Below are 13165 nucleotides of genomic sequence, written 5' to 3'. Positions count from 1 at the left end.
AATTAAATTGTATTTAAAAAAGATTGAACGAATGGTATAGCAGCACCTATAGGAACTCCATTTTCAGGCGAACGGCTAATATGAATAAAGGCCTCATTACTTGGAAATGGGGTTTTATCATAAATTTTTTTGTGAAGAAATTCAATGTCTTTTTCTTTTAAGTAAGGAGATATATGTCCACCTAGAATAAACTCTCTGTTAATAACAAGATGAATATTATTGATTGAAAATGCTAAAACATCTAAAAATGAAGTCCACCTCTCTTGATAGGAAGTGTTCCCAGATCGTAATTCTTTAAAGAAGAATTCTAGTGATTCATCTTCTTCTAACAGGGCACTAACAGAACAAAATGTTTCCATACACCCTTTTTTTCCACAGTAACATGGGTCTCCATGAGGGTCGATCGTCATATGTTCTACCGTACCGCTATGCCCTTCTCTTCCCATATAAATTTGATTATTTATAATAAGAGCCCCCCCAAGATGGGTACCTATTGACAAATAGATAATGTCTCCAATATCATTTCTAATCCACAGTTCTGTAGTAGCTGCACACTTTGCATCATGGAAAAACACACAAGGATAATCTAGATGCTGTGAAAATACCTGAATATCTAAACCTGTACAGTTTAATATTTTTCCATATGTAATACTCTTACCATCAGTTGATGTTAAAGCTTGTACTGCAAAACCAATACCAAGAACTTGCTCTTTTTCCACATTAAGAGACGAGATAAAATCATCTACAGCATCGCTAACTTCTTTGAAATAACGGTCTGTATTTGAATATTTGATTGATAGTTTCGTTTTTTTAAATGTAATACCAAGCAAATCAATTGCTAAAATGCAAACTGTCTTTTTGAGAATTTCAACACCAATACTAATACGAGCCTGTGGGCATATTGCATAAGCAACTGCACGTCTACCAACAGAGGATTCAAACTGTCCACTCTTTTCAATTAATTTTTCCTTTTCCAAACGAACTAAATTCTGGGTTACAGTTGGTAAACTCAGATGAAGTTGGTTCGCAATTTCTTGTTTGGAGAGTCTCTCGTTTTGATAAATAAGGTGGTAGATCGCCGAGTAATTACTTTTCTTTATATCTTTAAATGTAATGTTATTATCCATGAAAGAACCTCATTATATAAAAAAATTTTATAAAATTTCTTCTTTTAACTTCAATTAAAATATATCACAGAAGCTGATGCAATAACAACTTTCGCAAAGTAAGTGAAGGGTATATTTACCTTTTTCTATTTCTTTATATTGACTCATACATAAAAAGGATATATTATATAAAGTAGTTTTATAAATTTATTTTATAAAACTACTTTATTTAAAGTGGGGGAATTAAATATGGGGATCATTGAAAAAATGAGATTAGATGAAAAGAAAATTTTTGTCACAGGTGGAGCAAGAGGTATTGGAAAGAGTGTTGCAATCGCTTTTGCTGAAGCAGGAGCCGATGTAGCAATTGTGGATCTGGATTTTGAAGCAGCTCAAAAAACCGCAGCTGAGTTAAAAGAACATCATGAGGTTGAAACGATTGCAATTGAAGCCGATGTCACAAAACCAGAAGATGTAGATAACATGATTGAAAAAATACTTAACGTTTTTGGTCGTATAGATGTTGCCTTCTGTAATGCTGGAATCTGTATGAATGTACCTGCAGAAGAAATGACTTTTAATCAGTGGAAAAAGGTCATTGATATTAATCTAACTGGTGTGTTTTTAACAGCTCAAGCAGCTGGAAAAATAATGTTAAAGCAAGGTGGCGGTTCTATTATTAATACGGCTTCTATGTCAGGCCACATTGTGAACGTACCTCAGCCCCAGTGTTCTTATAATGCTTCTAAAGCAGGAGTAATTCAGTTGACAAAATCTCTGGCAGTAGAATGGGCTACAAGAAATGTACGTGTAAATTGTATTAGCCCAGGCTATATGGGTACAGAACTTACATTAAATTCTCCAAGTTTGCTGCCATTAATCGAGCAATGGAATCAAATGGCTCCCCTTAAGAGAATGGGAAGACCAGAAGAACTTCAATCTATATGTGTCTATCTTGCTGGAGATACTAGCAGCTTCACCACAGGAGCAGACTTTGTAGTAGATGGTGCTTTTACTTGTATTTAATAGACTAACAGATTCTAATTTTCAAGATTGGAGGGCTATATATGCATTATTTACTCGGTACAGATATTGGAACATCCGGTACCAAGACAATTTTAATGGATACAGAAGGTAATCTAATTGCCCAAGACTTACAGGAATATGATGTATTAACCCCAAAGCCATTATGGGCTGAACAATGGCCTGAAGTATGGCTTCAGGCTACCAAAACTTCTATTAGAAATACAGTGCAGAAATCAGGGATTGCTGCGGAAAAAATACAAGGAATTGCTATCAGTGGTTTGTATGGTGGTTCTGGTATTCCTTTGGATGAAAATATGGAACCGGTGAGACCTTGTATGATTTGGATGGATCGTAGAGCAGAAGAAGAAACAAAATGGGTTTTAGATAATATTGGAGAAAAAAGACTTTTAGAAATTACTCACAATGGAGCTGATCCCTATTATGGTTATACCAAAATCTTATGGATGAAAAAGCATGAACCAGAAAACTGGAAAAAGACAAAGCTGTTTTTGCCCCCAAATGATTACGTTATTTATAAACTAACAGGGAAAATTGCGATTGATTATTCTTCTGCAGGGAATATCGGCGGTATTTTTGATATGAACAATAGAAGCTGGTCTAAAGAACTGATGGAAGAGATGGGTATTCCTCTGTCAATGATGCCAAAGAAAATTGTAGAATCAACAGACATTGTCGGTAGATTAACGAAAGAATCTGCAGTTGAATTGGGGCTTTCCAAAGGAATGCCTGTGATAGCAAGTGGTATTGATTGTGGTGCAGCAAATATTGGGCTTGGTGTATTTGAACCAGGTGTTTATGCAGCAGCAATTGGAACTTCAATGTGTGCAGCATTGGTTTCAGACAAACCAGTGAAAGGAAAAGATCTGATTGTTTGGCCATATCTATACGACGCAAAAAGGCTTTCTTATTATTTTGCTGGTGGTGCTACCGCAGGAGCGATTGTAAAATGGTTTCGTCAAACAATGTGTCAATTTGAAGTTGAAGTGGAAAAATCCGGGGGGAAGAATGCCTATGATGCGTTAAATGAACAAGCAGGAACCATTCCTGTTGGTAGTGAAGGCCTAATTGTACTTCCTTACTTTATGGGAGAAAGAAGTCCTGTTTGGGATTCAGATGCAAAGGGGACGATTGTGGGACTTTCATTAGCCCATACAAAAGCTCATATTTACCGTGCATTTTTGGAAGCGGTCGCATTTTCTTTGCGAGATGCAATGGAAGCGACTGGAGAAAATTTGGGTAAATCTATCCTGCTTGCTGGGGGAGTAACAAAATCAAAATTGTGGAGACAAATCTTTGCTGATGTAACTGGCTATCCGATTGTTTGTCCAATACATGATGTAGAGGCAAATATGGGAGATGTCATGCTAGCTGGAATTGGAACAGGGCTGTTATCTTATGAAGATGTGAAACAATGGCAAGTGTTAGATGAAAAAATCATGCCAAATAAGAAGAGTCATGAGAAGTATAATGACTATTACAAGGTTTACAAATCTATATACAATAATTTAAAAAATGATATGAGAACGCTAACAAGGCTTTCATTCGAAAACTATGAAGATCCTATACTACAAAAAACAATTTAAAATTGTGGGGTAATACACATGGATAAATGGAAAAAGAGAATTGGATATGGTGTTGGCGATTTAGGATGCAATTTGGTATTTAGCACAATGGCATCTTACCTTTTGTTTTTTTATACCGATGTTTTTGGAATAACAGCCGCAGTGGCCGGTACTTTAATGTTAGTAACAAAAATAATTGATGCTTTTGCAGATATTGGGATGGGGGTGTTGGTTGATAGAACGCATACGAAATGGGGTCAAGGAAGACCCTATTTCCTGATAGGAGCTATTCCTTTTGCTCTATTTACTATAGTGACTTTTATTGTTCCTGATTTCAATATGATGGGGAAAATTATTTGGGCCTATGCCACTTATTGTTTGTTGAACATTGCTTATACAGTGGTAAATATACCACTGAATACAATTGTACCAAGGTTAACTTCAGATAACCATGAACGAAATTGGTTAGTGTCGACAAGAATGATTTGTGCATTGATTGGAACTGCTTTAGTAATGTCCATTACAACGCCACTAGTAAAATTTTTCGGACATGGAGATCCACAAAAAGGATTTTTAATTACGATGAGCATTTATGCCATTGCAGCAATGTTAATATTTGTGTTCACTTTTATGAATACGAAAGAGGTTGTTCCACCGTCGACTCAACCAGGGAAATCCTCTTTTAAACAAGATTTTAAAGGGTTAACGGACCAAGCATTTATTTTTTTTATTGTGAATTTTCTCTATTTCGCCCTTTTTGTCATAAGAAATACGACTGTAATCTATTACTTTACGTATAATCTTGGACATGAAGGCTGGTTAACTTTCGTTGGTCTATTCGGAATTCTATCAGGGCTACCCATGTTAATTATTTTACCTTGGCTTCAAAAAAAGATGACAAAGAAGAATGTATTGCTTATGAGTACTGCCATTTATATTATCGGAGATTTAGTAATATATCTCGGAAAAACTTCCCCTCTTTTACTCATAGCAGGACTAGCGATAACCGGACTCGGAATTTATGGTATCTTTGGCATCACATTTGCGATTCAACCAGACATTATCGATTATTCAGAGTACAAAAATCATAGAAGTATTGCGGGTATGATTGCTGCTTTTCAAGGTTTTTTTGTAAAAGTAAGTCTCGGACTGGGAAGTGCGTTCGTAGGAGTTATTCTAAAAATGGGTGGTTATGTGCCAAATGCTATACAAAGTTCAACCACTTTAACCTATATTGAACTTGTTTTTATATGGGTACCCTTGGCTATTTGTTTACTTATCGGAATAACAATGTGGTTTTATAACCTCGATGCTAAGCGTGCAGCAATGGATGTTGAACTTGAGCGTCGACGCTCATTAACTAACGAAAAAGTTATAAATCTTTAATAGAACACATTCATTGAAATCAGGATAAACAGGGCTGAAAAAATTTTATAGAAGTAGCGATCAACCTACGTTAATTGGGATTAATTTAACAAAATAAGATTTAATTCAATAGAGAGCTATATAGAACTTAATCAGGGTCTCTTATTTTCCGAAATATAAACAAATAATTGAAAGCGTTTTAAAAATTATTTAATAGCTTTCTTGAACCGGATTTAAAAAGAGTTTTTATATAAAAAACTTTGCGAAATATGGTATGTTTCTCTTATGGTAGACAAGTAAAAGAAAGCAATCTATTCTGTATACTACCGAGGGGATTTTTATGAGGAAAAAGAGAAGAACCATTCGGGAGGAATATTGCGCTATTGATTGAATAGGCTTAGTATTCATTTTAGAGCTCACTTTTTATAAGTGAGCTTCTTTACTTTCGATAACATGAATTATGGTGACTTGAATTTAATGAAAATCCATCAATAATCAGTTCTATATAAATTAGTTAAGGAATTAGTCTTAATTTTAATAATAAGGATACTCATCCCTGTTCATAATAATAGAATCCCAAAACCAGTATATAACTGCTGCGCTTACTGCAAATGCCAAGATGACACCATGATTGTTAATTGGAGTAGACCAATTTCCTTTAAGCTTATAGGAAACATAAAGAAATAGAGTAGCTATCAAACAGTAAATTAACAAGTAGAGGATATTAAATTTCTTAGGCCATTTATTTAACAATACTTGTAGTGGTACTGCTATTAGAGAATAAGGAATTAGCGTGATAAGTGAAAGTCTCCTTAAATGTCACCGATTGAGCATCTCCTTTTTGTCTACAATAAAGAATTTACTGTTACTATAATATATGAGCGATAAGTAAACACTGCTTACAGTAAATAATGTTAAACCCGACATAAAATCATAGATCAGTCTTGAGGCAAGTTAAGAAGGTGATTGTAGGAAGTAAAGAGAAGAAATAGTATGGACACTATAAATAAAAAAAGAGATAGAATGAGATTTTATATACAGTTAGCCATTCGTCTTTTGACGGATGGCTTTTACTATGGTTTTTTTATTTATAATAGACTATAAAATTATTATGTAAACTTATCTAATCATACACAAACAATCATAATACATGTATAATGGAACAAGTGAATTGGAGGTATACATAAAATGAAATCACTTGTATTAGCAGAAAAGCCAAGCGTTGCGCGAGATTTAGCACGTGTACTTGGCTGCACTCAAACGAAAAAAGGCTATATTGAAGGACCTGAATATGTCGTAACATGGGCATTAGGTCATTTGGTTGAATTGCAAACACCAGAAGATTATGATAATCAATATAAAACGTGGCGAATGGAAGATTTACCGATTATGCCAGAGAAAATGAAACTGAAGGTGATTAAAAAAACAAGCCCACAGTTTCGAACAGTTTCTCAACTGGCTAAACGTAGCGACATCAAAGAGTTAATTATTGCAACAGATGCAGGGCGCGAAGGAGAGCTTGTTGCGAGATGGATCATGGAAAAAGTAAGATGGAACAAGCCATTTAGACGCTTGTGGATTTCATCTCAAACAGATAAAGCGATTAAGCAAGGGTTTCGAGAACTAAAGCCTGGAAAAGAGTTTAATCGCCTGTATGATTCAGCTGTTTGTCGCTCAGAAGCAGATTGGCTAATTGGCCTCAACGTTACCCGTGCGCTAACAACAAAGTATGAAGAGCCTTTATCAGCAGGAAGGGTACAAACTCCAACTCTAGCCATGATTATCGAAAAGGAACAGCAAATTCAAGCATTCAAGCCGCAGCCGTACTGGACGTTAACCGCAGTTTTACCTGGGTTTGAAGCAAAGTGGCAAGGCGGCCAAGAAAAGCGCATTTTTAATGAAGAAAAAGCAAAAGAACTTCGTGATAAACTTGCGGGTGAAGCCATAATTAAGCATGTCAAAAAGAAAGTAATGAAAGAAGCACAGCCTCTTCCATACGATTTAAATGAACTGCAGCGAGATGCTAACAAGCGCTTCGGATTTTCAGCTAAAAAGACGTTAAACGTGTTACAAAAATTATATGAGCAACACAAGCTCGTAACCTACCCACGAACAGATTCTCGCTACCTCACAACGGATATGGTTGGAACGATGAAAGAGCGATTAGAAGCCGTATCAGGTGCCTATAAAGAAGAAGTGAGGCCGCTGATTGCTAAAAATGCACAGCTGCCAAAACGCGTAGTGAACAATGAAAAAGTCAGCGATCACCATGCGATTATCGTAACCGACCAGCCTGTCTTCTTGCAGGATTTATCTTCGGATGAGCGCAAACTGTATGATTTAATTGCTAAGCGCTTCATGGCACTATTTTACCCTGCGTACGAATTTGAAACGGTAAAAGTAGAGCTTGAAGCGAACGGAGAGCAGCTTGTAGCACAAGGAAAACGAATGATAAACCTTGGATTTAAACAAGTAACTAATAGTGATTTAGAAGAGGCATCGTTACCTCATTTACAAGAAGGCGCTGCTTTATCCATTAAATCGGTTGAAATGAAGCATGCTTTAACAGAACCACCTCTTCGTCATTCAGAAGCAGATTTACTTGCTCAAATGGAAAAGCATAATCTTGGAACGCCAGCAACTCGTGCTGATATTATTGAGAAGCTATTACAAAATGAGTCCATTGATCGACAAAATAACCGTCTGCATCCGACGCCAAAAGGAAAGCAGCTTATTTCGCTTGTAGCAGATGAACTAAAATCACCTGATTTAACAGCCAAATGGGAACGAGAGCTAGAAGCAATTGCAAAAGGAAAAGGAAACGCAAAAGAATTTTTAGCTAACATTCGTAAGCAAACAGCAAAGCTTGTGCAGCAGGTAAAAACGAGTGAAGAAACGTATAAGCCTCATAACTTAACAGGATCAAAATGTCCAGAATGTGGCTCATTCTTAAAAGAGAAAAAGACAAAGCAAGGGAGAGTACTTGTTTGCTCTAGCCTTGAATGTAGCTACCGACGTTCTAAAGATCCAAAGTTATCCAATCGTCGCTGTCCACAGTGCCATAAAAAGATGGAAATTCACGACGGAAAAGCAGGTAAGTATTTCCAATGTCGTCAGTGTCAAGTTGTTGAAAAAGCAGAAGACAAAAAGAAAAAAATGACGAAGCGAGAAGAAAGAAAACTGCTTAATAAATACAGTGACGACAGTGACTTTGGCTCAAGCTTAGGGGATGCATTAAAGCAAGCGCTGAAGAAAAAAGAGTGACAAGAAAGAAGGAGCTAGATTTTTCTAGCCCTTTTTTTGTTGGTTTTTGGTATAATTTAACTTAACCCTAACAGTAAAGGAGATAGAATGAGAAAACAAAAGAAAAAAGAAGATATGATGTCCAAGGTAATTGCGATTTCATTCGTTACGCTAATTATCATCGTAGCGCTTGTTGTTATCGCAGGAGTATACTTTTTTGGTCTCTTAGGCATATTTAAATTTGTGGGAGTTACGTATACAACAACAGGTGCTTTTTTATGGTTTGTTTTGCTTGTACTGATTGTTGGAAGCATAGTAGATTTACTTTCTAGAGCGCTGATTTCACTATTTAAACCCTTCGCTACATCAGCTTTAAGCCGCTTCATTTTAATTGCCACTATCGACATTTGGTTCTCTTGGTTTGCTGTTTACACAGCGGATACATTCGTTAAAGGAATTACGCTATCCTTTGGTGCTGAATTTATCTTAGCTTCCATTTTGTTTATCATTGATTATGGGCTCGACCTCAAGGTTGGGAGCGTAAAAGTAAAGATTGAAAACAATACATAAAATCTTGTGATTAAAAAAGTCGCTAGCATTAGCGGCTTTTTTAGCGAGTTCAAAACCAACTGGCCTATGCGTATAATAGATTCATGAAGTAAAAAGGAGAGGGCAGCGTGAGAAAATTTGCAATAAGTGATATTCACGGCAGTTATTATGAAATGATGCGTTTATTAGAGGCGGTGAAATTTAACCCAAACATAGATCAGCTCGTAATCGTAGGAGATATGATTAATCGTGGTCCCTATAGCGGTGAAGTTTTAAAAGAAATAAAAAGATTAAATGAAGCGTATGAACACGTTCACGTCACAATCGGAAATCATGAAGAAATGATGCTTTGGTATATTGAAGGTAAAAATCCGATGTGGTCGCAGTTTGGTGGGCAACGTTCTTCGAGCACCATTATTGAAGCATTTGGGAAACAGGGTATTGATGAAGCCATTCAGTGGGTAAAAGACCTACCTCTTATTTTTGAAGATAATGAATACGTTTATGCGCATGCTGGCTTTCAACTACCTTATAAAACTGCTTTTATTAATAGAAGCAACTTGTGGCTACCCCGCAAAGAGTTTTATCAAACGCCAATTAATCGCCTCCTGCAAGAAACAAACGGTAAACCTGTTGTCCACGGACATACGCCGGCACCGAACGTAGCGTTTGACGGGGCGAGAATTGGAATCGACCTCGGAGCTCAGGTTGTGAGCAAAGGGAGATTAGCATGTGTAGAATTAACAACTTCAAGCGTTTGGGAATATGATTTCACATTGAAAACGATTAAGGAAAAACAGGTAAAAAGACGCGACTACTAGTCGCGTCTTTTTAATTATGCACTTTTACTGGCCACGACTAAAACGCGACCCTTGTCCAATTCTTCTTCATACTTTTCAGCCTCTACTTGAGATAACCCAAGCGATTCCATTTTTGAACGAAGCTCATCTCCTCGTGAACGGAAAATGTTTGCGACTGAATCAGTTAGTCCTTGTTCTGATAATCCAATGTTGTTTACATCCGTTGCGTCTGTTAAATGCTTGGAGCGTTCTTTGTGATGTGCGAGCAAATAAACTTCATCTTTCGTATATCCACTTCGTAAGAATTGATCAATCGTTTCTTTTGCCTGAACACCATTTTCGACTACTTTTACGTTTGTCATTTGTAAAACCTCCTAGTTTTAGTACGTGCAACGTGCTAATGGTTAAGTTCATTCGTTCTTTAAGGAGAATATCAATCTCCTTGCTATGTATATAGACGTTTTGGAGAAAGTTAAACCAAAAATGTCGAAAAAATTTACACATGTGAATTTAAGAACCCGGAGGAGTGTAGCTTGGCGGTTTTTTAACCAGTCTTTTTCCCGCTGTGTTTCTTTTACCTTAAAGCCAAAGGCAACCTTTTCACTATGAAACTTTAGCCAGAGCATACCAACATCATTACGGATGGATTGACTAATGTTTGTACTGCACATAATGATGTTCGAAGCAACAGATTCTGACATTAAATTAGCAATTTCAGAATCTGTTGCGCGTACAACCAGAGGTATTTGGTGAGGATCAGATTTTGGTTTTGGAGCTGGAATATCAGAAAGTGGTATCCCTTCTTGTAGCATGAATTCCTTGAGCTTATCTCGCTGAGTCAAAGCTAACAGTTTTGATTCATGAGCAAGTTCTAATAGCGTTTTATCTGTTGTTGTATGTAAAGACGTTTCAACGGCCGGTATTTCTTCGGTAAGCGTAGTAAAATAAAGCCAGCATCCCATAGCTTCTCCTATATGTAATGGTTCGTGCTTGTTGGTGTTAATTGTTTTTAAATACGTTGTTAATGCTTCAATAGTGTGAATCAATGCAATCAATTATTTTACATTTTTTGTATATTTAAATTATTTCCTTTTTAAGAAATAATACTCACTTTGTCTAAAGAAACAAAAGATTTTCTAGGAACTCCTAGTACTTTTTGATAAAATGAATCCATTACCCACAAGATAATTTCTTCGCTTATTCCCCGATATGTATTTTGTAAGGAGGAATTTCTTTGTTATTTGAAAAAGCGTTATCACAGTTGAAAACTTATTTTGGCTACGACAGCTTCCGCCAAGGGCAAGAGCAGACGATACGTCATATTTTAGAAGGTCATAATACCGCTTGTATCATGCCTACAGGTGGAGGGAAGTCCATTTGTTATCAAATCCCATCACTTTTATTAGAAGGAACAACAATCGTTATTTCGCCACTGATTTCCCTAATGAAGGATCAGGTGGACGCGCTGAATGAAGCTGGAATATCAGCAACGTATATTAACAGCTCACTCACATCGTCAGAAGTGGAAGAGAGAGTAGAAGAAGTTTCTCTTGGTGTGTATAAACTTTTATACATAGCACCGGAACGCCTAGAGTCACCGTTTTTCTTTGAGCAACTTAAATCGTTACCTATCCCTTTAATCGCGGTTGATGAAGCACACTGTATTTCACAGTGGGGCCATGATTTTAGGCCTAGCTATCTACGCATCAGCAGCTTAATTTCCGAGCTACCGAGCAAGCCAATAGTGGTTGGGCTGACGGCTACTGCTACGCCTCAGGTTCGAGAAGATATTTGTACAGCTTTACAAATTCAGGAACAAAATACGGTCATGACAGGGTTTGAGCGTTCTAATCTGTCGTTTACCGTTGTTAAAGGGCAAGACCGTCTATCTTATATCGATGAGTATGTAAAGAAAAATGAGCAAGAAGCTGGTATTATCTATGCCGCAACGCGCCAAGAAGTGGACAGTTTACATGAACATTTGCAAAGCTTAGGTATACAAGTGGGGAAATATCACGCTGGAATGAGTGCATCAAGTCGAGATCATGAGCAAAACCGCTTTTTACAGGATGACGTAACCCTTATGGTTGCTACCTCTGCTTTCGGAATGGGAATTGACAAGTCCAATATTCGTTTCGTCATTCACTATCAGCTTCCAAAAAACATGGAAAGCTATTATCAAGAAGCGGGTCGCGCAGGGCGAGATGGTTTGCCGAGTGAGTGTATAGTTTTATATTCGGCTCAGGATATTCGCATTCAGCGCTTTTTAATTGAGCAGTCAACTAACCATTCAGGAAAGCTTGTTCAAGATCTGGAGAAGCTACAGCAAATGGTAAATTATTGTCACACAGAAGAATGTTTGCAGGCATACATTTTACACTACTTTGGTGAAGAGGAAGCTCATGCTTGCGGTCGCTGTAGCAACTGTACAGATACTCGTACAGCTGTTGATGTAACGGTTGATACACAAAAGGTTTTATCTTGTATGATTCGAATGGGAGAGCGTTTTGGTAAGACAATGATTGCTCAAGTATTAACGGGTTCTAAAAACAAAAAGATTCTAGACTTTCGCTTTGACCAACTCTCTACCTATGGAGTAATGAGCAAGCAGTCGTTAAAAGAAGTAAGTGAGTTTATCGAATTTCTTATTTCAGAGCAGTATATTTTGGTTGGACAAGGGTCTTTTCCAACTCTTTCTGTCGCAGCTAAGGGGAAAGGGGTACTTCTTGGTGAAGAAAAAGTAATGAGAAAAGAACAAATTCAAGTGAATCAGCTTGTGCAGGATGATGAGCTGTTTATGCACCTGCGCGCTTTACGAAAAGAAATAGCCGAGCTTGAAAACGTTCCTCCTTTTGTTATTTTTTCAGACGATACGCTTCGGGATATGTGTGCAAAGCTTCCTGAGACGGTATCTGAGTTTGAGAATGTAAAAGGAGTAGGTTCCCAAAAGCTCGATAAGTATGGAGATCGCTTTATTAAAGCGATTGTGAGCTTTTGCGCTGAACACCCTGACCGGGAGAGGCAGATCATTGAAGTACAGAGGGAAAAAAAAGCAAAAAGTGCATCTAAGCAAGGGTCTCATCTAGAGTCTTATCAAATGTGGAGAGAGGGTTCCTCCATTCAAGAGATTGCAGCAAAGCGAGAATTAAGTACGCAAACAGTTGAAAATCATTTATTTAAATGTGCCGAAGAAGGTTACGAAATAGATTGGCATACCATTTTAACAACTAAACAGCAAGAGCTTGTCAACGAAGCGGTTGAATTGGTCGGAGATGATAAGCTAAAGCCAATTAAAGAAGCCGTACCTGAAGAGGTTACGTATTTTATGATCAAGGTCGCTTTATTTTTGCGTCGTATGAACAAAGAAGAGAGACTGAGACATAAGTAGTTCAGCCCCTACTATACCTGAACGATTGAGAGTTCACAACTTTTAATCGTTCAGGCTTTTTGTTGATTGGGAAAAACCGTTTGGAAAGCGAGTGGCCGTAGCGCA

The 13165-nt window shown here is 37.2% G+C and carries 11 protein-coding genes; 7 read left to right on the top strand and 4 right to left on the bottom strand.

From position 1 onward, the window contains the following. Positions 1-2: 2 nt before the first annotated feature. Positions 3-1127, bottom strand: coding sequence for an ROK family transcriptional regulator (locus BFL01S_RS16010; protein WP_025910239.1), 1125 nt, complete (start codon positions 1125-1127; stop codon positions 3-5). Between the two features lie 228 nt (positions 1128-1355). Here BFL01S_RS16010 and BFL01S_RS16005 point away from each other — a divergent pair, with 228 nt between their 5' ends. The 3 genes from BFL01S_RS16005 to BFL01S_RS15995 are packed head-to-tail and all read left to right on the top strand — an operon-like array spanning position 1356 to position 5101. Further along, positions 1356-2132 carry an SDR family oxidoreductase gene (locus tag BFL01S_RS16005; protein ID WP_025910238.1) on the top strand — a complete coding sequence of 259 codons (777 nt, stop codon included), beginning with the start codon at positions 1356-1358 and terminating at the stop codon, positions 2130-2132. 41 nt (positions 2133-2173) lie between these two features. Continuing rightward, the gene (locus BFL01S_RS16000; protein WP_061786286.1) at positions 2174-3736 is read left to right on the top strand and encodes an FGGY-family carbohydrate kinase; all 1563 of its coding nucleotides are present in this window, start codon (positions 2174-2176) and stop codon (positions 3734-3736) included. 18 nt (positions 3737-3754) lie between these two features. Further along, on the top strand, positions 3755-5101 hold the full coding sequence (locus BFL01S_RS15995; protein ID WP_061786285.1) for an MFS transporter: 1347 nt from the start codon (positions 3755-3757) through the stop codon (positions 5099-5101). Between the two features lie 513 nt (positions 5102-5614). On the opposite strand, the gene BFL01S_RS20125 is transcribed toward BFL01S_RS15995, so the two are convergent. Next, positions 5615-5833 carry a UPF0715 family protein gene (locus tag BFL01S_RS20125; protein ID WP_231882772.1) on the bottom strand — a complete coding sequence of 73 codons (219 nt, stop codon included), beginning with the start codon at positions 5831-5833 and terminating at the stop codon, positions 5615-5617. A gap of 435 nt (positions 5834-6268) precedes the next feature. Between BFL01S_RS20125 and BFL01S_RS15990 the strand changes: the two genes are divergently transcribed. The 3 genes from BFL01S_RS15990 (at position 6269) to BFL01S_RS15980 (ending at position 9693) form a co-directional block, all read left to right on the top strand. Continuing rightward, on the top strand, positions 6269-8344 hold the full coding sequence (locus BFL01S_RS15990) for a DNA topoisomerase III (RefSeq protein ID WP_061786284.1): 2076 nt from the start codon (positions 6269-6271) through the stop codon (positions 8342-8344). Positions 8345-8431: 87 nt separating this feature from the next. Further along, the gene (locus BFL01S_RS15985; RefSeq protein WP_025910232.1) at positions 8432-8893 is read left to right on the top strand and encodes a YrvL family regulatory protein; all 462 of its coding nucleotides are present in this window, start codon (positions 8432-8434) and stop codon (positions 8891-8893) included. Between the two features lie 107 nt (positions 8894-9000). Continuing rightward, positions 9001-9693, top strand: coding sequence for a metallophosphoesterase (locus BFL01S_RS15980; RefSeq protein ID WP_025910231.1), 693 nt, complete (start codon positions 9001-9003; stop codon positions 9691-9693). Between the two features lie 14 nt (positions 9694-9707). Here BFL01S_RS15980 and BFL01S_RS15975 read toward each other — a convergent pair whose 3' ends face one another. Both BFL01S_RS15975 and BFL01S_RS15970 read right to left on the bottom strand, forming a co-directional pair. Beyond that, positions 9708-10034 carry a YflT domain-containing protein gene (locus BFL01S_RS15975; protein WP_025910230.1) on the bottom strand — a complete coding sequence of 109 codons (327 nt, stop codon included), beginning with the start codon at positions 10032-10034 and terminating at the stop codon, positions 9708-9710. Between the two features lie 48 nt (positions 10035-10082). Next, entirely contained in the window at positions 10083-10727 is a 645-nt protein-coding gene (locus tag BFL01S_RS15970; RefSeq protein WP_235859253.1) for a DUF3231 family protein, read from the bottom strand. A 179-nt stretch (positions 10728-10906) separates the two neighbouring features. On the opposite strand from BFL01S_RS15970, the gene recQ reads away from it, so the two are divergent. Further along, on the top strand, positions 10907-13060 hold the full coding sequence (recQ, locus tag BFL01S_RS15965; protein ID WP_061786283.1) for a DNA helicase RecQ: 2154 nt from the start codon (positions 10907-10909) through the stop codon (positions 13058-13060). The last annotated feature ends 105 nt before the right edge of the window (positions 13061-13165 follow it).

Origin of the sequence: Priestia flexa NBRC 15715 (assembly GCF_001591565.1) — a bacterium.
In the GTDB taxonomy this organism is placed as follows: Bacteria; Bacillota; Bacilli; order Bacillales; family Bacillaceae_H; genus Priestia; species Priestia flexa.
The sequence above is the reverse complement of the archived record's forward strand: the minus strand, read 5'-3'. Positions and strand labels throughout refer to the sequence as shown.